The organism is Edaphobacter sp. 4G125, from assembly GCF_014274685.1.
GTDB lineage: Bacteria > Acidobacteriota > Terriglobia > Terriglobales > Acidobacteriaceae > Edaphobacter.
The window spans coordinates 2,497,304-2,518,502 of the sequence record NZ_CP060393.1; the positions used below are offsets into that span (position 1 = coordinate 2,497,304).

17 protein-coding genes are annotated in these 21,199 nt (G+C 55.8%); 10 read left to right on the forward strand and 7 right to left on the reverse strand.

The window, feature by feature from the left end; all coding sequences use genetic code 11:
* The first annotated feature begins 11 nt into the window (after window positions 1-11).
* The 4 genes from H7846_RS10515 to H7846_RS10530 all read left to right on the forward strand — a co-directional run bounded on the left by H7846_RS10515 (window position 12) and on the right by H7846_RS10530 (window position 2,655).
* Window positions 12-551, forward strand: a complete 540-nt coding sequence (locus tag H7846_RS10515; protein ID WP_255460547.1) for a type IV pilin protein — start codon at window positions 12-14, stop codon at window positions 549-551.
* Complete coding sequence (lolA, locus tag H7846_RS10520; protein ID WP_186691955.1) at window positions 551-1,186, forward strand: outer membrane lipoprotein chaperone LolA; 636 nt, start codon at window positions 551-553, stop codon at window positions 1,184-1,186. Before H7846_RS10515 ends, lolA begins: the two co-directional genes overlap by 1 nt.
* Before the next feature lie 250 nt (window positions 1,187-1,436).
* On the forward strand, window positions 1,437-2,156 hold the full coding sequence (locus H7846_RS10525; protein ID WP_186691957.1) for an HAD family hydrolase: 720 nt from the start codon (window positions 1,437-1,439) through the stop codon (window positions 2,154-2,156).
* A gap of 40 nt (window positions 2,157-2,196) precedes the next feature.
* Window positions 2,197-2,655 (forward strand): (deoxy)nucleoside triphosphate pyrophosphohydrolase, encoded by a 459-nt coding sequence (locus tag H7846_RS10530; protein ID WP_186691959.1) that lies wholly within the window; start codon window positions 2,197-2,199, stop codon window positions 2,653-2,655.
* Between the two features lie 287 nt (window positions 2,656-2,942).
* Here H7846_RS10530 and H7846_RS10535 read toward each other — a convergent pair whose 3' ends face one another.
* Together H7846_RS10535 and H7846_RS10540 are read right to left on the reverse strand one after the other, a co-directional pair.
* Entirely contained in the window at window positions 2,943-4,535 is a 1,593-nt protein-coding gene (locus H7846_RS10535) for a UbiD family decarboxylase (RefSeq protein ID WP_186691961.1), read from the reverse strand.
* A gap of 77 nt (window positions 4,536-4,612) precedes the next feature.
* Window positions 4,613-5,860 carry an acyltransferase family protein gene (locus H7846_RS10540; protein ID WP_186691963.1) on the reverse strand — a complete coding sequence of 416 codons (1,248 nt, stop codon included), beginning with the start codon at window positions 5,858-5,860 and terminating at the stop codon, window positions 4,613-4,615.
* 142 nt (window positions 5,861-6,002) lie between these two features.
* Here H7846_RS10540 and H7846_RS10545 point away from each other — a divergent pair, with 142 nt between their 5' ends.
* Window positions 6,003-6,728 (forward strand): energy transducer TonB, encoded by a 726-nt coding sequence (locus H7846_RS10545; RefSeq protein ID WP_186691965.1) that lies wholly within the window; start codon window positions 6,003-6,005, stop codon window positions 6,726-6,728.
* Here the strand turns inward: H7846_RS10545 and H7846_RS10550 are convergent.
* From H7846_RS10550 to H7846_RS10565, 4 genes are all read right to left on the reverse strand, one after another.
* On the reverse strand, window positions 6,712-7,767 hold the full coding sequence (locus tag H7846_RS10550) for a VTT domain-containing protein (RefSeq protein ID WP_186691967.1): 1,056 nt from the start codon (window positions 7,765-7,767) through the stop codon (window positions 6,712-6,714). The genes H7846_RS10545 and H7846_RS10550 overlap by 17 nt on opposite strands.
* 116 nt (window positions 7,768-7,883) lie before the next feature.
* Complete coding sequence (locus H7846_RS10555) at window positions 7,884-8,483, reverse strand: Dps family protein (protein ID WP_255460549.1); 600 nt, start codon at window positions 8,481-8,483, stop codon at window positions 7,884-7,886.
* A 63-nt stretch (window positions 8,484-8,546) separates the two neighbouring features.
* On the reverse strand, window positions 8,547-9,794 hold the full coding sequence (locus H7846_RS10560) for an HlyD family secretion protein (RefSeq protein WP_255460550.1): 1,248 nt from the start codon (window positions 9,792-9,794) through the stop codon (window positions 8,547-8,549).
* A 2-nt stretch (window positions 9,795-9,796) separates the two neighbouring features.
* On the reverse strand, window positions 9,797-11,359 hold the full coding sequence (locus H7846_RS10565) for a TolC family protein (protein WP_186691968.1): 1,563 nt from the start codon (window positions 11,357-11,359) through the stop codon (window positions 9,797-9,799).
* A gap of 219 nt (window positions 11,360-11,578) precedes the next feature.
* Here H7846_RS10565 and H7846_RS10570 point away from each other — a divergent pair, with 219 nt between their 5' ends.
* Both H7846_RS10570 and argJ read left to right on the forward strand, forming a co-directional pair.
* Window positions 11,579-12,652 (forward strand): Gfo/Idh/MocA family oxidoreductase, encoded by a 1,074-nt coding sequence (locus H7846_RS10570; protein ID WP_186691969.1) that lies wholly within the window; start codon window positions 11,579-11,581, stop codon window positions 12,650-12,652.
* Between the two features lie 343 nt (window positions 12,653-12,995).
* Entirely contained in the window at window positions 12,996-14,228 is a 1,233-nt protein-coding gene (argJ, locus tag H7846_RS10575; protein ID WP_186691970.1) for a bifunctional glutamate N-acetyltransferase/amino-acid acetyltransferase ArgJ, read from the forward strand.
* Between the two features lie 36 nt (window positions 14,229-14,264).
* Here the strand turns inward: argJ and H7846_RS10580 are convergent, their stop codons facing one another.
* A complete protein-coding gene (locus H7846_RS10580) occupies window positions 14,265-15,134 on the reverse strand; it encodes an alpha/beta fold hydrolase (protein ID WP_186691971.1) in 870 nt (289 codons plus the stop codon).
* A 500-nt stretch (window positions 15,135-15,634) separates the two neighbouring features.
* Here H7846_RS10580 and H7846_RS10585 point away from each other — a divergent pair, with 500 nt between their 5' ends.
* The 3 genes from H7846_RS10585 (at window position 15,635) to H7846_RS10595 (ending at window position 21,120) form a co-directional block, all read left to right on the forward strand.
* The gene (locus H7846_RS10585) at window positions 15,635-17,233 is read left to right on the forward strand and encodes a B12-binding domain-containing radical SAM protein (RefSeq protein ID WP_186691972.1); all 1,599 of its coding nucleotides are present in this window, start codon (window positions 15,635-15,637) and stop codon (window positions 17,231-17,233) included.
* A gap of 255 nt (window positions 17,234-17,488) precedes the next feature.
* The gene (aceE, locus tag H7846_RS10590) at window positions 17,489-20,167 is read left to right on the forward strand and encodes a pyruvate dehydrogenase (acetyl-transferring), homodimeric type (protein WP_186691973.1); all 2,679 of its coding nucleotides are present in this window, start codon (window positions 17,489-17,491) and stop codon (window positions 20,165-20,167) included.
* Between the two features lie 80 nt (window positions 20,168-20,247).
* Entirely contained in the window at window positions 20,248-21,120 is an 873-nt protein-coding gene (locus tag H7846_RS10595) for a thiamine pyrophosphate-dependent enzyme (RefSeq protein WP_186691974.1), read from the forward strand.
* Window positions 21,121-21,199: the final 79 nt, after the last annotated feature.

A 21,199-nucleotide genomic window follows, 5' to 3' on the forward strand; every position in this document is an offset into this window, starting at 1 on the left:
CGAGGAGCACCATGAACGGACGGGAACCTATGTCCTTTGAGCAGAACCACCAGAGATCCACCCGCGAGCTTGAAGCCGGATTTACGCTGATTGAACTTCTGATCGTCATGTCGGTCATGCTCATCCTCATGACTCTTGCAGTGCCGCAGATGCTGAAGCTGACCAAGACAGCGCATGAGACCTCCGCGATTCAGTCCGTCAGAACGATCGTCCAGGCGCAATTGCAGTACAACTCGCTCTATCCCGCCAATGGATTTTCCTGCTCCTTGGCTCAGCTTGGCGGAGATCCCAAGTCCGGTGCTCCATCAGCCCAATCTGCGCAGCTCATCGCTCCCGATCTGGCTTCTGGAAACAAAGCTGGCTATACCTTCGCCCTCACCAACTGCAACAAGGTAACGGTGAATAATCAGGACATGTATACCTCATACGAGGTAACTGCCGTTCCAAATTCAGTTGGTAAAACCGGTGACCGCGGTTTCTGCTCCGACGAGAATAATCGCATCACCTACGACCCAGCTGGCGGAACCAACTGCACGCAGCCCATTCAGTAATGCTTCGTACTGCTCTATTGCTCTTGACCCTATCCTTCACGGGAATGGCATCTGCCCAGGATGCAGATGCCCTGCTTCGTCGTGTCGACGACCACTACAACCGTCTCTCCTCTCTGCGGGCACGCTACGTCGAACGTTATGCCGGGATGGGGCTGGATCGCTCAGAATCCGGAACCCTATTGCTCAAGAAGCCCGGACGCATGCGCTGGACCTACGACCAGCCCAAGGGCAAGCTCTTCCTGCTCGACGGCAAATATGCCTGGTTCTATACGCCGGGCGATGGGCAGGCCCAACGGATGCCGGCCAAACAACTCGACGATCTCCGTAGCCCACTGCGTTTTCTTCTCGGCCACACTCAACTCAAAAAAGAGTTGACCCACATCACCGTTACCGAGGATAGTCGCGGCATTCACATCGCCGGAGTCCCTCGGGGGCTGGAGCAGCGCGTCGAGCGGCTAACCCTCGATGTCACCCCAAAGGGTGAGATCCAGCACATGAAGATGGAAGAGACCGACGGAGCCCTTACAGAGTTCATCTTTTCCGATGTTGAAGAAAACATTTCGACACGCGCAGAGGATTTCGTCTTCACGCCACCAGCAGGCGTCGTCGTGGTGGATGCACCCTCACCGATCTAGTTGTCTCAATCCCTGCTAAGTGTCATTCCGACCGGAGCGCGTAAGCGCATAGCGGAGGAATCCCCGCATTTTGTTCGTACGAGCAAATACATTTGGAATATGTCGTGGTTCACAGAATCTGAAATTAATCTCTCTGTCACTATGAGAGGACCTACGCACTTATCCTTGATGCGATAGGAAGAGTAAACTTAAGAAGATAAAGATAAATCGCGCGCGAAAATGGCCGACGCGCAGAAATGTAGATTTTCCGATGCAGACACTGAGTGCCCACTCTCTTTCGACTGAAGAATTCATCGCTGCGGTTCATTCGCTCGTACCAAAGATCGCAGTATTCGACTGCGATGGCACCCTCTGGTCCGGCGATGCTGGATCGTCTTTCATGACCTGGTCCATTGAGACGGGTCTGGTTTCGCGCGAGGCCGCCGACTGGATCGATGCCCGTTACCGTGCCTATCACCGCAACGAGGTCTCCGAGATCGATATGTGCGGCGAAATGGTCCAGCTCTACCAGGGCCTGCGCGAAGAAGAGATGCGGCGAGCGGCACGGGAATTTTTCGCAGCTAAGATCGAACGGAACATCTTCCCCGAGATGCTCCAGCTCATTCAGAAGCTCAACGCCAGCGGAACAGAGATTTGGGCAGTAAGCTCGACCAACGATTGGGTGATCGAAGAAGGCGTGAAGCGCTTTGGAATCCCCGCGAAACGGGTTCTGGCGGCGCAGGTCGAGGTAAAGAATGGAATCGTCACCGATTCCCTGCTCGACGTTCCGACCGACGAGGGCAAGGTGGCCTCTTTGAACCGCTCCGGGATCACCGCACCCGATGCGGTCTTTGGAAACTCCGTTCACGACGCTGCCATGCTGGCAATCGCCCGCACAGCATTTCCAGTCAATCCCACTCCTGCTCTGTTGGAGCGCAGCGCTCAGGAGGGGTGGCCTGTTTACTATCCCGCGTCCGTCCGAATCGCCTGATCCTGTCTTTATGCGAGTTGGCATCTAAACTGAAAGATAGGTGAAAGAGCCAATTCGCAAATTGAACGAACACGAAGACACGGCCCCGCGCCCGGTAAGGTTCGTCGTGGCTGCCCTGATTCTGCGCGACACCCCGGTGGGAGTAGAGGTATTGATCTGCCAGCGGAAACCCGACCAGCCCATGAGCCTCAAATGGGAGTTCCCGGGTGGAAAGATTGAACCAGGCGAGACCTCCGAGAACGCGCTCGAGCGCGAATTGAACGAAGAGCTGGGAATTACCGCCATCATCGGCCAGCGTGTTGCACAGGTACGGCATAAATACCGTAACGGTGGAACCATTGACCTTCAGTTCTTCGTCGTCCGTGAGTTTGCAGGAGAACTCCAGAACCGCATCTTCAACGATATGCGCTGGTCTCCCCTAGACCGCCTCCCGGAGTTCGACTTCCTGGCCGCGGACCTCGGCCTCATTCGTGACCTCTCCGAAGGCAAACTCCTCTAACTAACCTTCCTCTCGTCTTCTTGACCTCCCACCGTGTCATTCCGGCCGAAGCGTGTCAGCGCGAAGTGGAGAAATTAAAACCCTGCACTCACAATTAGCCAACAACCACGCACCTCCAAGCCCCTTTTCCACGCCCAAATCCTTGACTCACCCTGCTACTCTTAAATCAGGAACATGAAAAAGCCCAGCCTCACGCTGGGCTTTCTTTCGTTTCCACCTCAAAAACAGAAGTACGAACCTAAATCATTATTTTGGAATACTTTGCCCAAAATAGATGGGGGGGAGGGCTATTCTTCAATCCCCAACCGCCTCCAGATCGCATCCACACGGGCCTTCACCGCTGGGTCCATCTCCAGCATCGGCGGCCACGGACGATGGAAGCCCTCAGCCGGCCATTTGCGAGTTGCGTCGATCCCCATCTTGCTGCCGTAGTTTGGCAGGCGGCTGGCATGGTCGAGCGAATCGACTGGTCCCAGGGTGAACTGGATATCGCGTTCCGGGTCGATGTTGTTGGTAGTACGCAGCACAACTTCAGGAATGTCGTGCACGTCGCAATCCTCGTCCACGACGATGATGCACTTGGTGAACATCGCCTGTCCCATCGCCCATATGCCGTTCATCACCTTGCGAGCATGTCCCGCATAGGATTTGCGGATCGAGACGATCATCAGGTTGTGAAATACACCCTCAGGCGGAAGATTGACGTCGCGGATCTCCGGCAACGTAAGCTGCATCAGCGGCAGAAAGATTCGCTCTACCGCCCTTCCCATCCACGCATCCTCCATCGGAGGCTTGCCGACAATGGTCGCTGCATAAACCGGGTCGCGACGATGTGTAATACAGGTCACGTGAAAGACCGGATAATCGTCCTGCATCGTGTAGAAACCGGTGTGATCCCCAAAGGGACCTTCCGTGCGCAGTTCTCCCAGCTCCACATAGCCTTCCAGAATGTATTCGGCATGAGCGGGAACATCGAGATCAACCGTCTCGGCCTTCACAAGTTCAAGCGGCTTCTGCCGCAGAAATCCCGAGATGATGTACTCCTCGACATCAGGAGGTGCTGGAACAATTGCACTGAACGTCGTCGCCGGATCGGTACCGATAGCCACGGCCACTTCCATGCGTCCGTCGCGAATCTTTCCGAGCGTAGCCTGAGGAATTGTCTCCAGCGACGGAGCTGCTGCCGTTCCTCCCGCTGTAATCGCCATCAGGTCAACCGCAGCAGTTGAGTTCGGAGAAGCCGCCCGCAACCGGTCGCGCATGTGCTCGGCGGCAACCTTCTGACGCTGCCAATGCATCCCGGTCGTCTGACCGTCGTATACCTGCATCCGGTACATGCCCACATTGCGTTTGCCCGTTTTTAGGTCGCGCGTAATTACGCAAGGCAAGGTAATAAACGGGCCGCCATCCTGTGGCCAGGTCTTGAGCACAGGAATCCGCGCGAGATCGACGTCAGCACCCTTTAGGATGACCTGCTTGCAGAGAGCGTCTTTCGCAGAGATCACTTTGGGAAAGAACGAACCCACTTCGGCCAGCTTGGGCAGCATCTTCAGCTTATCGACCAGGCTGGCAGGAGTTTCAGGCTTCAGCAACACCCGGATGCGATCTGCAATCGCATCCAGCGAATCTGTCTCCAATGCGAGTTTCATGCGGCGCTCGCTGCCGAACTGATTCATCAAAACCCGCGCACCGGGATAGCCTTTGACGTTTTCGAACAGCAGAGCCGGCCCACCAGCCTTTACGGTTCCGCGACCAAGCTTGGCTGCGCGGTCTGCAATCTCGGCCATCTCGAGCACCGGATCGACCTCGACGTCGATTCGTTTCAGTTCTCCTGCCTTATGCAGCGTGTTGATCCAGTCGCGCAGGTCGTTGTAGGCCAATTCTATCTCCTGCCGCAGTGTCTGCGGTCCGTTGTCTATGGTAACGGGTCAGGAGAGAGGAAAGAACCACAGACACGTCAGAGCTTCACCATGATCTTCTTCTGCCAGAGAATTATGTTGGGGATAAAACAGACCAGCACAAAGCAGACGGCAAACATCGCCGAAGTCATCTCGGTTGAACCATGTGACGCGAAGACGTGCCAGTAGATCCATCTCCACGCTGTCTCCACCTTGCCATCCGGGCCAATTGCGGAGGTGTGGATCAGGAAGAGCGTCTTCTCGAGGATGGCGGCCACCACATAAGCCACGATCGCATTTGAACCGAAGACCAGCCACGGCCAGGTTGCTATCTTTCCGAACTTCGTCTCGTGGAAGCGTTTGATATCGATCAACCAGTAGCACGCGGCAAGGCCGACCAGAGCGCAGCCTGCGGCAAACAACACATACGAACTGGTCCAGAGCTTCTTGTTAATGGGGAACCAGATGTCCCAAACCATACCAGCGCCGATAGCCAGAAGGCCCGCCAGCAGCAGTCCTATGGCGCATTGTGACTTTGTGATCGAAGGGGCCTTGCCGCCAGCGCGACGCAGCCACAAAGCAGCGACCGAGCCCAGTAACGTTGTCCCGATCGCGGGAATCGTGCTCAACAGGCCTTCGGGATCCCGTGTCACCTCGTACAGCCTTCCTGTATGAAGGTGCTGCTGGAACCATCCCATGATTCCGCGGTCGAGCCATGCCGCAAGGTTGCGGTCCGGATCCAACAGTGGAATATCGTGGGTGGGAACGCCAAGGCCCGGCACCGGAACAAATCGCATCAATACCCAATAGCTGACCAGCATGACTGCTGTAATCGTCAATAAATGGCTCGCCTTCTGAGTCACGAGACAGATCAGCCCGGCAATCAGATAACAGAGCGCAATCCGCGAAAGCACCCCATAGATACGCAGGTGAGAGAACTGGAAGAAAGGCACCAGGTTGATCAGCATGGCCACGACAAAGATCGTCACTGCCCGCCTTACGGTGTGAATCGCCAGATCGCGCCGGCTGGCTCCGCGCTGAAGCCGCGAGTGGATCGACAGGATGATCGAAACGCCGACGATGAACAGGAAGGTCGGAAAGACCAGGTCCGTCAGCGTCCAGCCGTTCCATGCAGAGTGCTCCAACTGCGTGTAAACATGCTTTCCATCTCCTGCATCGTTGACCAGGATCATGAAGGCGATGGTGATGCCACGCAGGACATCCACAGAAAGAACCCTGGAGGACGGGGCCTTGATCGTAGTCGAAGCAGCTTCAGTAGAGACGAGTGTCGCGGAACGTTCAGCCATGGTGATCCATGATCGCTCACCCGACCCACGTTTTACAGCTTTTTTTATTAAGGGAACAAATCCTGACCGCAAGGGGTCTAAACGCGTAGACGCATCCTCCTCGCGGATGCGCCTCTGAAACGAACAGGTTAAGGAGGTGTCTATGTTCGAGGAGAGTCTTATTGCGTCCCAGATTCAGTCTGTATCAACAACCAAACGATGGACGATGGTCGGCTCTATAACGCTGCAAATTGCCTTGGCGGCGGTATTGATTGCTCTTCCTTTGGTTCATCCGGAAAAGCTCTCCTTCCATGTAGAAACTCCGCTGGTCTTTACGCCTCCACCAGTACAGCGGCCAATTCCCGTCGTAGAGACACAAACAACAAGTCAGGAAACTTCCTCCACCCCGTCGATGCCGATTCTCATGCACCCAATAATTCCAACTGGTAGCCCCTACTCTGGGACGGTAACCGATTCACCGATCCAGGTCGGCACGGGCTCGCTCCTGGAAATGGGAGACAACTTTCCAAATGCCCTGACAAACACTGGCAGTCATGAACTGACAGTTACTGTGGCTCCTGCAAATCCTTCTTCGAAGAAGGCACTAAACGTCTCCTCTGGCGTCATGGCAGGAAGGCTACTCGTTCCAATCCAACCGGTGTATCCAGCGATTGCCCGAGCAGCCCATGTATCGGGCACAGTTGTGGTGGAGGCGGTCATCTCCAAGGCTGGCACTATCGAAAGTTTGCATGTAGTGAGTGGGCCGGAGATGCTGAGGGCAGCCGCACTGGACGCAATCCGCATAGCGCGCTATCAGCCCTTCCGGCTCAATGGCGAGCCAACAGAGGTCCAGACGACGATTACAGTGAACTTCACCTTGGGGAGTTGACCTGGAGGACCTGTTCGGCTGCCTTTGGTTCTGTCTGTGAGGCCGAAGCGATCTGCGCAGGCAGAATCACAGCGCCCGTCGGAGTATCCGTGATGTATTCCTCCAGAGGATAGCCGGCGTTCTTCCAGCCATCGAATCCTCCACGCAGAGGTCGCACGCGATAGATACCCAGCTTGTGCAGCTGCAGAGCCAGCTTAGCGCTGGTCTCCTCACTAGGGCAGGTGCAATACAACACGACATCACGGTCTCGGGGAATGATCTCGCTATGCTGACGAATCTCGTTCGGCCCGATGCGAAGCGCTCCCGGGATCACACGGGGATCGGGAAGATAATCCAGCGGATGACGCAGGTCGACGACAAACGGCGGCGTATTTCCCTGTTCCCTGGCCTGGTCCATTATGGCTTTCAACTCCTCGGGATCAAGCCGCATCTCACGTACCTGCTGCAAAAACTTCCGCTGCTTCAGGATGCGGTAAGCCATCAGCCCGATCACCATCAGCACAAAGATCGCAAAGGCAAAGTGCCCGAGCCAGTGGAAGAAGCGTGTACTCTTTTGAGCGATGTCGCCAAAGAACCTTCCTGCCAGCAGGAAGACCTCAGCCCAGATAATCGAGCCAGCAAGGTCCCAGACGAAGAATCGCGAATAGGGCATACCAATCTGCCCAGCAATCGGAGTAGCCACGGTGCTCAATCCCGGGACAAACTTCGAGAACAGAAGGGTGACAGCACCCCTGCGGGAGAAGTAGCCCTCTGTCTTGCTGACGCAGGTCGAGGCTTCCAACGAAAGTCTGCAAAGCAACTTCAGAACGCTATTGCCGTATCTGCGCCCAAGAACAAACCACATGGAATCGGAAACCATGCAGGCGGCAAGCACCGCAAGTAACGCGTAAAAATGATGAACCTGGTGGGTCGCCAACAACGTTCCGGCTGTTAACAGTACAGGGATACTGGGCACAGGAACGCCGAGCTGTTCCACCAGAACCCAGAGAAACAGAATCAGATACGCATAATGAATGAAAAATGCGAGCGCGATCGGCATAACAGTACGGTCCAGACTTTAACAGCTATTTTATGTTGGATGCCCGGACGTACCTTAAAGATACACAGCCCGGATATGGGAAGACATCCGGGCTGCGGATATGGGGTCAAAAGTAATTACTTAGCAAGTACCAGGGGCATCTCGACCAAATGCTCGCTCAGGAACCAGGACTGAAGTTCATTGGGACGCAGAACGTCGCTGACCACCAGATCATTTGTACCCTGATCTCCAGCCTTATCGGCTGCTTCGGAGATCTCAAGACAGCTCTTGATGATCAGCTTGTGAGCTTCCAGCAGGCGTGAAATCTGGACCGGTACCTCTTCCCTGCCACGGGGAGGACGCGCAATTCGGCTCATCTCGGCAACATCACCACCCATTGCGATCGTTACCCCACCCAACAGTTGAATGCGCTCGGCGATGGTATCGACGAGCTCGACCTGTTCGTTGAAGTGTTTATCGAACAGCAGGTGAAGCTGGTAGAACGTCGGGCCCGAAACCTGCCAATGGTGCTTCTTGTACATGTCCCGAAGCGTGATCGAATCGGCCAGCAGCTGATTCAGCTGCGCCACCATCTCTGTCCGCACTTTGGCATCGAGAGCATGGGGCAGGTCTTCGATTACGGTTCCGAATTTCTGAATTTCACGTGCATGCGCGTGCCAGTGCGGAGTAACCGCAGGGTTGGCAGCGCCAGCTTTCTTAATTGCAACAGCCATCATCCACCTCGCTTCTTTCTATCAGATGCCGAAGTGGATGAGACAGTTACTCACTTTTTGTTTCTGTTATTTAACCGAGACGATGGGAACGACTGAATATCCCGGCCGCAGCTTATGATCGCTGTTTTCCTGGTCCAGGTTTGTGAAGTCGATTCGCACCGGAATGCGTTGTACCACCTTCACATAATTTCCTGTCGCATTCTCGGGCGGAAACAAGGAGAGCCGCGAGCCGGTGGCTCCGCCGATCTGCTTGACGACGCCGTGGAACTTCTTTCCGCCCAGAGCATCCACCTTGATCTCGACTTTTTGCCCTTCGTGCATGTGTTCCAGCTGGGTCTCTTTGAAGTTCGCCGTAACCCAGAGATTGCTAAGAGGAATGATCGTCATCAGATCTTGCCCTACAGAGAGGTTTGCACCCACATTGACGTTCTTCTTGTTCACAATTCCGGTTGTGGGAGCCAGGATCCTGGTGTAGCTCAGGTTAAGTTTTGCCTGGTCGACGCGCGCCTGAGCCTCTTTGACGGCGGCATCTGCAGCACGGGCGCGGGCCTCCTGAGCCTTCACCTGGCTGGGACCGTTCTTGACAGCCTCAAGCGCCGTAGAACGCGCCTGCGAGAGCTTCTGCTGGGACTGCCGTACTGCCTCCTGCTGAGCAATCAAAGTGGACTCAGCCTCAAGAACCGAGGCGCGATTGGCAGCAGCGGCTGCAACTGCCGCATCATACTGCTGTTTAGAGATTACGTCCTTCTCGACCAATGGTCCGTACCGCTCGACATCCAAATCGCTTTTCTTGGCATTGGCCTGAGCCTGTGCGACCCTGGCCTGTGCGGCTGCAACCTGCTTTTGCGATTGAGCAATTGCCGCTTGAGCTGACTGCACATCACTACCGGTCGTGCTGATGCTGGTGCTGGATGTAATGCTGGTGATTGGCACGTTGACGCTGGCTTGGATCGCAGCAGCCTCGGCGTTCGCGAGGTTCGCCTGGGCCTGTTCAAGAGCCACCTGGAAGTCCTTGGGATCGATTTCAGCCAGCAGATCTCCGGCCTTGACCTCCTGGTTGTCCTCCACGTAAACCTTGATTACCTGGCCTGCGATGCGGGAGCTCACCTGGTATAGGTCACCATCCACCTGGGCATCATCCGTGTCTTCGGTAAAGGTCGAGTGCCAGTAGAAGAGCGCGGCGCCGATCGCCAGCAGCGCCACAACCGCAATGACAACCAACTTGCGGCGAGACTTCTTCTCCGGAGAATCGTCTTCCGGCTCCGGCATATGATCCCTATTCGTGTCGTACTTCTTCTCTGCTTGCTCTGGCAAGGTTACTTTCCTCCGAGATAATCTTTGTAACTCGTCTGCGCCGCACCCAGAGCACGTGCCAATGAAAGCTTGGCCACATTGTGCTGGTAAAGCGCGCTGATGTACTGATCGTTAGCCTGCTCGGTCTGGGATTGTGCCTGCGAGACCGGCAGGTTATCCGAGACTCCGGCCTTGAATCTCTGTTGCGCCTCGCTGAGGGCTTCGTTGGCCAACTCAACATTCGAGTGCGTAGCTTCTACAAGCTTCGCCGCTGCCTGAATATCCAAGATGGCATCGCGGACATCCTGGTTCACCTGCTGAGCCTGATCTCCAAGCTTCGCCCGTGCCTGTTCGAATTGAGCGGCGGCCACCTCGTTCTGCCCTTTGGTCTTGGCAATCTGAAGCACAGGGACCGTCACCTGACCGGTCGCTGTATAACTCGAGTGCGAATGTCCGGGTGTCTGGCCGAGATCTCCGAAATCGCCGGTGAAGCTGGCTACCGGAAGCTGATAAGCCCAAGCTGACTTCTTCTGCGCCTCGGCTACTTTCACCTGCTCACCTGATGCAGCAAGATCCTTGCGGGTCTTGAGCGCCTGATCGACCGTGGCCTGCGGATCGATATCGTTGAACGCGGCATAAGGAACCCGATCCGTCAGGTTGAACTCCTGGTCAAGCGGCAGACCAATGGCACGGGCCAAAACAAGCTTATCTTTGGAAAGCTGATTCTTTGCGGAGATTAGTGTTTGCTGCTCGTTCTGATAGTCGACCTGTGCGCGCAGAACATCAAGCTTGGGACTGGTTCCGGCGTTGTGTGCTGCAATCGCCTGATCGAGCGTGACCTTTGAGGTAGCCAGCTCGGCGGTGACCGCCTCCACCCTTGCTTTATCCGCGATACAGAGCAGATACGAGTTGCCCACGGTCAAAACCACAAGATCTCGCGCATCCTGAGCGGTAAGCTTCGCTGCCGCGAAGTTATGCTTTGCGGCGAGATAGTTCTGCAACGCAGAGATGTTCAGGAGATTCTGCGTAAGATAGGCGCGGAAGTCGACTACTTGAAAAGGCCCAACGATGGGGTTGACCCCAGGAAACTTTATGCCATACGCCGCAAGGTTAACCTGCTGTACGTTGATGCTTGCCGCGCCGGTGACCGTAGGAAGAAGCGCTTGCAGTTCTTCGAGGCGTTGACCGTTGGCGTTCTTCTGCGCTGCCCCTTGAAGGATGATCCCCAAGTTATTGCGAAGACCACGCTGGATAGCATCATCCAGCGAGAGGTCGATGACTGTCCCGGTCGATTTTCCCTCAACGATACTTCCTTTGAAGGAGTCGGAGTTCACTTGGGCTCCATTCGCTCCAGAGGCGGTATAGAGCTGTTGCTGCGCTCCGGCCACTGCGGAGCTTTGCGGGCCGCTGCTCGGTCCAGTCTCGGTTGGTCGCGGCTGATTGCCGGAGGGGGCTGTCTGTCCCTGAGCTAGCAAATAGGTCCCTGAGGCCGTCAGAATAAGGATGACGGCGACGGCCCGAAGCGAACGCTTAAATCCATTACCGATCGCCTGTCTTTCTACGATCGCTCTTTTGCGTTGAACCATAGTTTCGATGTTACCTGTATCCCCGTCTTTTCTAGTCAGACTCTTTCTTATGGGAGAGAGCATGGAACGAAATAACCTGGAATTTCTGACAACGATTAGGATGCACCGAATAACGACCGAGGCTCAAAAAGTTTCGTAGGCGATTGAGCCAACTAGAGTTCGACCACGATCGAATCAAATGAAATTTCTTTCAGGCACAATGACTGAACAGGAGATTTCATGGCAGAGATTGGAGTTGCAGTCATCGGGTTCGGACTCGCTGGACGGGTCTTTCATGCACCATTTGTCAGCGCCGTGCCAGGGCTGAAGCTGGAGGCGATTGTCCAACGGCGAGGCGATGAAGCAGCCAAAGCCTATCCAAAGGCGCGGATTCTGCGGTCAATCGACGAGGCCCTCAATGACAGCTCGATTTCGCTGATCGTCGTAGGAACACCCAACGAGACGCATTACGACCTGGCAAAGCGCGCTCTCGAGGCCGGGAAGCATGTAGTGATCGACAAACCGTTTGCCGCAAGCAGCGTCGAAGCGAAAGAGCTGATCGAACTAGCGGCCGCAAAGAAGTTGATTCTGGCCCCCTTCCACAACCGCCGCTGGGATGGTGATTTTCTTACAGTTCGCAAGCTGCTGAAGGCCGGAGACCTGGGCCGCCTGGTTACCTACGAGTCTCACTTTGATCGTTATCGTCCTTTGCCCCGGGAGGCGACCTGGAAGGAAGCAGCCAACGATGCCAATGGGATGCTCTTCGACCTGGGACCGCATCTGGTCGATCAGGCGCTGGCGCTATTCGGCGCTCCGCAGGGGATTACGGCGAGCGTTCGCCGGGACCGCGACAACACCGAGATCGAGGACGCCTTCGACATTACGCTGCACTATCCCCGCTTGCAGGCGATCTGCCGGGCGATGATGTTGGCAGCCGAACCGGCTCCGCGATTCCTGTTGCATGGCATCCGCGGGAGCTTCCGCAAATATGGCCTCGATCCGCAAGAGCCCGCGCTAGTTGGAGGTGCAACCGTTCCGCCACTCGGTGATGCCCGTCCCTGGCTTGGCGAGAACGAGGATGCATGGGGAACCTTGACGGTGGCTCCAGATTTAGCTGAGCCGGGCAAACTGATTCGCACCTCGGTGAGGACAGAGCTGGGAGACTATCGCGGTTTCTATGTCAGCGTTCGAGACGCGATCTCCAAAGGGACCCCGCTCGAAGTTACGGCTGAAGACGGTTTCCGCGTCATCCGGTTGCTGGAGATGGCAAGGGAAAGCAGCACGCAGGGCAGGACGATTCCGGTAGAGTTTTAGAATCCCCCCTCCCCCCCCCGCACTTTCCTGCGCAAAGTATTCTATCGAGATACTTTAGTCTAGTACTTCGTGAGTTATTGCTTGTGCAAGAAAACGGTCCCAGGGAATTCCCCTGGGACCGTTTTGCGATTCTCTTTGCTATTCCAGTTTAACAAACGGGTACTACCTTTTTAGCATTTGAAATCTCGCCTGGAATGAATGGCTTACGTCATTTTCATGCTTGACAGAGATTTCTGCTTAGGATTTCTGATAAAAGCAGATTCCTCCGCTCTTCAGAATGACGACCTAGATGATGAAATTGCGTGAATTATAGAGGAAACATTTCATTGATAAAGTAAGGTTTATGGAACGTGAAATAAAGCAAGGTGGGGCGCTACCCCTGGGATTTGAATGGGGTGCAGTGAAGGCAGGGATCAAGGCAAGCGGGAATCCGGATCTGGCGATCGCCCGAGCTTCGAGGGGGGCCCAGGCGGCGGCCATGTTTACCTCGAACCAGGTGGTTGCTGCTCCGGTAACGGTAGGGAGAAAACATCTGGGAACGACCGGGGGCCGGGTAAGCCTGGTTCTGGTGAATGCAGGAAACGCGAACTGCGCGACTGGGCAAGCAGGCATCGATGCCTGCAATCAGACCTGTATTGCGGCAGCCGAAACCTTTGGGTGTGTCTTTGATGAGGTTTTCCCTTCTTCAACCGGCATCATCGGAGTTCCGTTTCCTGCCGATAAAGTCGTCGCTGCGCTTCCAGAGTTAAAAGCCACGATGGGCGGTACGCTTCAGAACGCCGAGAGCTTTGCGCGAGCCATTATGACGACAGATACGCGGATGAAAGTGGCACAGGCAACGATCTCCGTTGGAGGTAAGGAGGCACACCTATTTGGAGCGGCAAAAGGCGCAGGAATGATTCATCCGCAGCTGGGCGCTCCGGTGGCTCCGCACGCGACGATGCTGGTGTACCTATTCACGGACATTGCGGCAGACAGCGCGCAGTTGCGGGAGTTGTTACCACCAGCTGTCGAGCGCAGCTTCAACTCGATCTCGATTGATGGAGATACTTCGACCAACGACACGGTGCTGCTACTGGCGAGCGGAGCCAGTGGGCTTCGTCTGGACGATCGCTCGCGGGGAGCCTTTCAGGGAGCGCTGGCCGAAGTCTGTGAGAAGCTGGCCTACGCGATTGTCGATGACGGAGAGGGCGTGACCCACGTGGTGACGCTGCACATTACTGGAGCCCTCAGCGAGGCCGATGCAAAGCAGGTGGCAAAGGCGATTGCACATTCGCCACTGTGTAAGACTGCGTGGTCGAGCGCAGATCCGAACTGGGGCCGGTTGATGGCCGCTGCCGGGTATTCCGGCGTGAAATTTGATCCGGCGAAGGTGACGATTCGGATTGGCAATCAGCCGGTATATGAGGGCGGGATGCGCTCGCCTGCGTTCAACGAAGCCGCAGCGCACAAGGTGATGCAACAAAGGGACTACACAATCACTCTCGATCTGCGACAAGGTACGGGAGAGTGCCGGTTTGTGACCTGCGACCTGACCACGGAATACGTGAAGATCAACGCCGATTATTCGACATAGGCTGGTTTGGAAGGACCAAACCAGCCTACGCAGGATTCATTTTTGCTGCGCATTGAGAAATGCTTCGACCGCAGTGATTGTGAATTTCTCTTTGCAGTCCAGCACGACGTGGCCACAGCCAGGGATGATGGCGAGTTCTCCCTGGGGAAGGAGATGGAACAACTCCACAACCTTTGCGGTCTGGTTGTAGGGATCGTGATCTCCGGCAACGATCAGGGCAGGGACTTTGATCGACTGAATCTGCGCATCGGTGACGTAGACCGGACCTAGCTCCATTGTGTTCACACGATTGACAAACTCCAACCATCGATCCGGCTGAGGCATCAACTTCTTTCTTGCCGACACAAATTGAGGCGAATCTCTTTCCACATCGGAAGGTTTGGCGTTTTTGAACTCCGCCTGCACGCTGGGAGTCCAATCTGCAAACTTTCGTGGCCCACCGATCGCTACCAATCTCCGAATCAGTTCCGGATGGCCACTAGCGAGAGTGTATGAAGTTATCGCACCATCGCTGAATCCCAGTACATCCACTTTTTTGCTCGTTTCATGGCGGATTACGGCAAAGGCATCGCTGGCAGATAAGGCGTAGGAGAATGGTTTCTCCCCTATCTCTGATTTGCCATGGCCGCGTGTAGCAATCGCAATGACACGACGATCTTTGCTCAGTTCTCCGATGAGCCCGCCGAACTCTTCGATGTACCCATAGAGCCCTCCATGCAAGAGCACGATGGGAGTTCCTCCACTGCCGTACGTTTCGTAGTAAATGTTGACTCCTTCCACACGCAGGTAGTGTCCTGCCGTGGGGTTTGCTCCATACGGGACCGCTGTTTGGCTATGTGTTTGTACGCAGGACGAAGGCAGTATCACCGTGCATAGGCACAGCATCATGGTTGAAGGTTTTCTCACTGGTCGTTCTCCCCCTGGACGCATGTGCGTCCGACGAAATCTCAACGTCGGGAAGATTGAGTAACTTCTCTAGATGGGATCGGGTAGCCGTTGAGCGAAGCCCTCCCCAAAAACGGCTAGGGAAGCTCGCAATCAACCATCGCTCTGGAAACGCACCTGCTATTTCAGGCCCCTGCGTCCAGTGCTACCCGGGTTGACGTGGCCAGATTATAAGTGCGGTATTGTGGTGTCAAGGGATCTGTCGATGATTGACTCGGCGATTGGCGGCCAACTGACCACTACCCTGCCCTGGCCAGATTCTCTTTCCCTTGAAGCAACTCCGAATAAGTACACCCGTGACAAATTACGCAGCATATGGCCTGTATGATGGACGGATATAGTCCGGCAGGAATTTTCCTAGCCGGCACTCAATGTCCAGCCGCAGCTCGGTGTTGATTCGTTCCACTCCTCTCGATCACGCTGCGAGCCTACCGTCTTCGTTCCGAAGTAAGGATGGATTCTTGAGTGTTCACCTTGTAAATCCCAGCGACAACTCTTTTGGGACCGCAGTCATTACTCCACGTTGGCTCTTCGTCCTCGCTGCCGCTACCCCCTCCGGCGTTGGCGACCCCATCCTTATCGACGAATCGCTCGAACAGATCAACCCCGAATCGATCCATGCCGGCGATATCGTCGGCATCAGCGTTCATACAGGAAACGCACTCCGCGGCTATGAAGTCGGCCGTATTGCTCGCGAACGCGGTGCCTGGGTTGTCTACGGTGGTATTCACGCAACGCTCTTTCCCGAAGAGGCTCTCGAACTAGGACATGCGCATGCAGTTGTGAAAGGAGATGGAGACATCGCCTGGGGAAAGGCGGTCGCCGATTGTCTTGCTGGAACCCCCGCAAGGATCTACGACGGCGGACGCATCGGAGGCTCGGAGTTTCTGGCTGCCCGCTGGGACCTTATGCCCCGCGACAAATACATGTGGGCCTCCGTCCAGACCATTCGCGGCTGCCCCAAGCACTGTTCTTTCTGTAGCGTCTGGCGCACCGATGGGCAGAAGCCTCGCCAGCGTGCTTTTCAATCTGTGATCGACGAAATCGTCAATCTTCGCCGTATTGGCTTCCGTTTCATCGCTCTTGCTGATGACAACTTCTATCCCGTCACCCTCACCGATCTCCGTCTTGCGCGCGAACAGAACAACTTCGCCAAACTCGAAGAACTCACCGCGATCCGTGCTGAACGCTTTCTCCTGATGGCAGAGCTCGCTAAACTCCCCAAAGACATGGTCTTCTTCACTCAGATCACCATGGAGGCCGGTGAAGATGGAGAGTATCTCGACGCCATGCGCAAAGCCAACATCAAGGGTGCGCTGGTCGGCGTCGAAGCCGTTACTCCTGAAGGCTTGAAGGCCGTCTTCAAAGACTTCAACTACTCCGGCGAAGCACTCGCCCGACAGCTCCAAACATTCAAGAAGCATGGCGTGCATATCCTTGGCTCTTTCATCTTTGGACTTCCAACGGATAAGCCTGCCACCTTCGACGCGACCGCCAACATGGCGCTCAAGGCCGGCGTTACGTTTGCACAGTTTGTCATGATGACTCCGTTTCCCGGCACAGTGGACTTCATTCGATGGGAAAAAGAGCAGGCTCAAGCCCCCGAGATGGTCGGCGAGATTCCCATTACTCGATACTGGCTCATTCCGACGGCCATCCGCCCCAAGATGTTCACGCCACATCCTTCGATGAGTTCCGGTGAAATCAGTGAGCGTACACAGAGGGTTTGGGACCGTTTCTATGACTGGCCGTCGATTTGGCAACGTTCTGCCTGTACGCCAACTCTTCGAGCGCGTGTTGCGTTCATGTTTCTTTCCAAGCTCTATCGCCAGATGTATGCCGGCACTGGAATCTCAACCGACAGTGCCCGACGAAAGAAATCGAAGACGTGGGCTCGCTGGACGGCAAAGCAGTGCCGCAAACTCTTTCAGGCCAAACCCATGCCGCAGCTCCAGTCACCGGCCTGGGAATTAGCTTTCTCTCCTGCTAGCACGCGTCGTCCTGCTTTCCTGGGCCGTGAACCTGAACCCGCTCCTCTCGTCGTTATCTCGAAGCAATAAGCTTGTAGGCTGCGAGAGACTGTTCGAAGCCAATAGAGGCGGTTTCTGCTGAAGCTCGGGCGAAATTCTTTCCCTTACTTCGTCCGAGGTCGGAATGACGACTCAACGATACCCCGAAACCACTCGATAATCCGGTTTTCGCACGGGAATTTTGCCCATGGATGACGGTTGTGGCCCTTGGCGATTATCTTAGAGGTGAGTAATTTTTGCCGCGCACACTATGAGCGCGGAGAGATGGGGATATAAGGACCGCTTATGACGACAAAGCTGGAGACACCCGCACAGGTTGACTTTACCGCCGAGGTCTCAGAATGGATCGAAGCCTTTGACGAGGTGGTAGCCAACGACTGGGAGCAGAGTGCCGAACTGCTGGAGGCTCTACGAACACGGGCCCGTGAAGCCGGAGTTTCGGTCGCAAGCGAGTTGACGACTCCCTATCAGAATACGATTCCGAAGCACGATGAGGTTCCTTATCCCGGAGACCGCAAACTGGAGCGCAGGATTGAGGCGCTGATCCGCTGGAATGCGATGGCGATGGTCCACGGCCAGAACAAGAAGGACGCAGGCATCGGCGGACACATCTCGACCTATTCGTCGCTGGCAACGCTGCTGGAGGTGGGTTTCAATCACTTCTTCCACGCGAAGTATCCGGGTGCCGCGGGTGAGCAACCGGGGGACTTCGTTTATTTTCAGGGCCATGCCTCACCGGGAGTCTATTCACGAGCCTTTGTGGAAGGGCGCCTGAGTGAGAAGCAACTTAAGAACTTCCGCCATGAACTGCGCGGCGAGCCGGGACTTTCGAGCTACCCTCACCCCTGGCTGATGCCGGACTTCTGGCGCTTCCCGACGGTTTCGATGGGAATTGGGCCGTTGAATGCAATTTATCAAGCACGGTTTATGCGCTATCTCGAGAACCGTGGGCTCATTGAGAAGACGGACCGCAAGGTATGGGCCTTTGTGGGCGACGGCGAGACGGACGAAGTGGATACGCTGGGTGCGATCTCTTTGGGCGCGCGCGAGAAGCTCGACAACCTGATCTTCGTAGTGAACTGCAACCTGCAGCGACTGGATGGGCCTGTGCGCGGTAACAAGCGCATCATCGACGAGTTGGAAGGCATGTTCCGCGGAGCAGGATGGAACGTAATCAAGGTGGTGTGGGGCTCGGACTGGGACGAGTTGTTTGAGCGCGACCACCAGGGTCTATTGCTGAAGCGCATGGAAGAGTGCGTAGACGGTGACTATCAGGCATTCAAGGCCAAGGGCGGGGCTTACCTGCGCGAGCACTTCTTCGGGAAGTATCCGGAGCTGCTGAAACTGGTTGAGGACAAGACAGATGAGGAGTTGTCCCGGCTGCATCGCGGGGGGCACGACCCGGGTAAGATCTATAACGCCTACAAGAGGGCTCTGGAGCACAAGGGCGGCCCGACAGTGATCCTGGCCAAGACGGTTAAGGGCTACGGACTAGGCTCGACCGAGGCACGCAATGCTTCGCACCAGGAAAAGAAGCTGACCGACGAGTCGCTGAAGTACTTCATCCAACGCTTCGATATTCCGGTGACGGAGGAGGCGGCGAAGAATGGTGCCTTCTTCCGCCCGGACGAATGGGCTCCAGAGATTAAGTACCTACACGAGCGTCGCACGGAGCTGGGCGGCTATCTGCCGAAGCGCGAGGTTCCGAAGATCGAGTTCAAGACACCGGCTCTCGATGCCCTGAAGGAGTGGACCGGCGGATCGAACAATCGCGCGGTCTCGACGACCATGGGATTTGTGAGCCTGCTGCGCCACCTGCTGAAAGACCCTGCGTTTGGCAAGCTGGTGGTTCCGATCGTTCCGGATGAAGGAAGAACCTTCGGGCTGGAGTCGGTGATCAAGCAGGTGGGTATCTATGCCCCGGAGGGGCAGAAGTATACGCCGCACGACTCAGACATGTTGTTGAGCTATCGCGAGGAGAAGAACGGCCAGATCCTCGAAGAAGGCATTACGGAAGCGGGCTCGATGGCCTCGTTCACGGCGGCGGGCACGGCATATGCGAACTATAAGCTGCCGATGATTCCCTTCTACATGTACTACTCGATGTTCGGCTTCCAGCGTATCGGTGATATGGCCTGGGCGTTCGCGGACTCGCGCGGCAAAGGCTTCCTGATGGGAGGCACTGCAGGACGCACGACGATGTTGGGCGAGGGATTGCAACATCAGGACGGCCACAGCCATGTCCTCTCGAGCACGGTTCCGACGTGTCTGAGCTATGACCCAGCTTATGTCTATGAGCTTGCGGTGATCGTGCAGGACGGCCTGCGGCGGATGTACGAGAAGGGCGAAGATCACTTCTACTACATCACGATGTACAACGAAGACTACGCTATGCCACCGATGCCGGAAGGCGTGACGGAGGGTATTCTGCGCGGGCTGTACAGGTATCGCGCGGCGAAGAAGGGTGAGGCGGTTGTACAGCTCTTTGGCAGCGGCCCAATCCTGAACGAGGTTCTGCGAGCACAGGAGATTCTGTCGGAGAAGTACAAGGTCGAAGCGGACGTGTGGAGTGTGACGAGCTACACCGAACTGCGTCGGGATGCGCTCGAGGTAGAACGCTGGAACCGGCTTCATCCGGCAGATCCCGAGAAGAAGAGCTATCTCGCGACGGTGCTGGAGAAAACGAATGGCCCGATTATTGCGGCAAGCGACTACATGAAGGTGCTTCCGGATGCGCTTTCGCCCTGGTTGCCTGGACGGTTGGTGACGCTAGGCACGGACGGGTTCGGGCGCAGCGATAATCGTGAACATCTGCGGAGGCACTTCGAGGTAGACGCAGAGGCGATTGCGGGCGCAACACTGTCTCGACTGGCTCGCGATGGCAAGTTCAAACCGAAGGCTGCACAGAAGGCCCTGGCGGAACTTGGATTGGATACGGAAGCGATCGACCCGGCTAAGGCATAATCAAAGCTGCGGAGTGCTCGAAGCGAGAGGGTTCCTTCGGGAGCCCTTTCGCTGTCTATAGAGGAGATTGAAAGGCAATAATGACAGCAAAGAGTGTAAGAGAGGCAGGCGAGAATCCGCTGGTGCCGAATGCAAAGCTGCGACAAATGTACATCCGGATGCTGACAGCACGAATGCTGGACGAAGCCGTTACAAAGCGCGGCAAGACGAGCGGAAGGCGCATTCCAACAATTCACGGACAGGAAGCGGTCCGAGCGAGCACAACGATTGAGCTGGCGAATGATGACCTAGTGAGCGACACCGCTATCACGGCTGGGATGGGACTATTGATGGGCGGGAATGCGGCTTTCCTTTTGCGCGGGCTAACTCGCACGAAGAAAGGCAGCAATAAAGTATGGGCAACATCGGATGTACGCCACGTATTGAATGCAGCGGGCGATACCGAAGAACGGCTACGACTATCTTTGGGAGCTGCTCTGGCGCTGAAGATGCAACGACGCAGCGGACTGGTGACCGCATATGCGTATAAAGACGATATGCGTCCGGCGACATGGCGATCTATCCTGGAAATCGCTGCGCGATTGGAGCTGCCCATCCTGTTTATTGCTCTCCTGCGAAATCCATCGAAAGAGAAGGATGCTGAAACGGCGAAGCTCTGCACAGCGGCGAGGGCCGTCGGAGTTCCTGCAATTCCAGTGGACGCCTGTGATGCCATTGCGCTGTATCGAGTGACACAGGAGTCATTCGGCCGACTGCGAGGCGGGGATGGTCCTGTGCTGGTCGAAATTGTGCATTGGCGAGACAAAGGGCGCCGAAGTGGAATAGGAGACCCGTTAGAACATTTGAAGGAATCCTTATCTGTTCGTGGAATTTGTGACGCCGCATGGTTCAAGGAGATTCACAAGGTGGCTCGCAGGCAGCTTTTTGCCAGGAGCGATTCGTCGAAACGATGAAAAATCGAAAGAGCGACTCGATCCCTTTCGAGCAATTACACTGGAGATACGGTTTCCTCCCCCGGGCCTATTGAGGTGC

Coding starts and splice junctions, on each gene's coding strand:
- H7846_RS10515 (WP_255460547.1), top strand. CDS start 12: ATGAACGGACGGGAACCTATGTCCTTTGAGCAGAACCACCAGAGATCC.
- lolA (WP_186691955.1), top strand. CDS start 551: ATGCTTCGTACTGCTCTATTGCTCTTGACCCTATCCTTCACGGGAATG.
- H7846_RS10525 (WP_186691957.1), top strand. CDS start 1,437: ATGCAGACACTGAGTGCCCACTCTCTTTCGACTGAAGAATTCATCGCT.
- H7846_RS10540 (WP_186691963.1), bottom strand. CDS start 5,860: ATGGCTGAACGTTCCGCGACACTCGTCTCTACTGAAGCTGCTTCGACT.
- H7846_RS10545 (WP_186691965.1), top strand. CDS start 6,003: ATGTTCGAGGAGAGTCTTATTGCGTCCCAGATTCAGTCTGTATCAACA.
- H7846_RS10550 (WP_186691967.1), bottom strand. CDS start 7,767: ATGCCGATCGCGCTCGCATTTTTCATTCATTATGCGTATCTGATTCTG.
- H7846_RS10555 (WP_255460549.1), bottom strand. CDS start 8,483: ATGATGGCTGTTGCAATTAAGAAAGCTGGCGCTGCCAACCCTGCGGTT.
- H7846_RS10565 (WP_186691968.1), bottom strand. CDS start 11,359: ATGGTTCAACGCAAAAGAGCGATCGTAGAAAGACAGGCGATCGGTAAT.
- H7846_RS10570 (WP_186691969.1), top strand. CDS start 11,579: ATGGCAGAGATTGGAGTTGCAGTCATCGGGTTCGGACTCGCTGGACGG.
- argJ (WP_186691970.1), top strand. CDS start 12,996: ATGGAACGTGAAATAAAGCAAGGTGGGGCGCTACCCCTGGGATTTGAA.
- aceE (WP_186691973.1), top strand. CDS start 17,489: ATGACGACAAAGCTGGAGACACCCGCACAGGTTGACTTTACCGCCGAG.
- H7846_RS10595 (WP_186691974.1), top strand. CDS start 20,248: ATGACAGCAAAGAGTGTAAGAGAGGCAGGCGAGAATCCGCTGGTGCCG.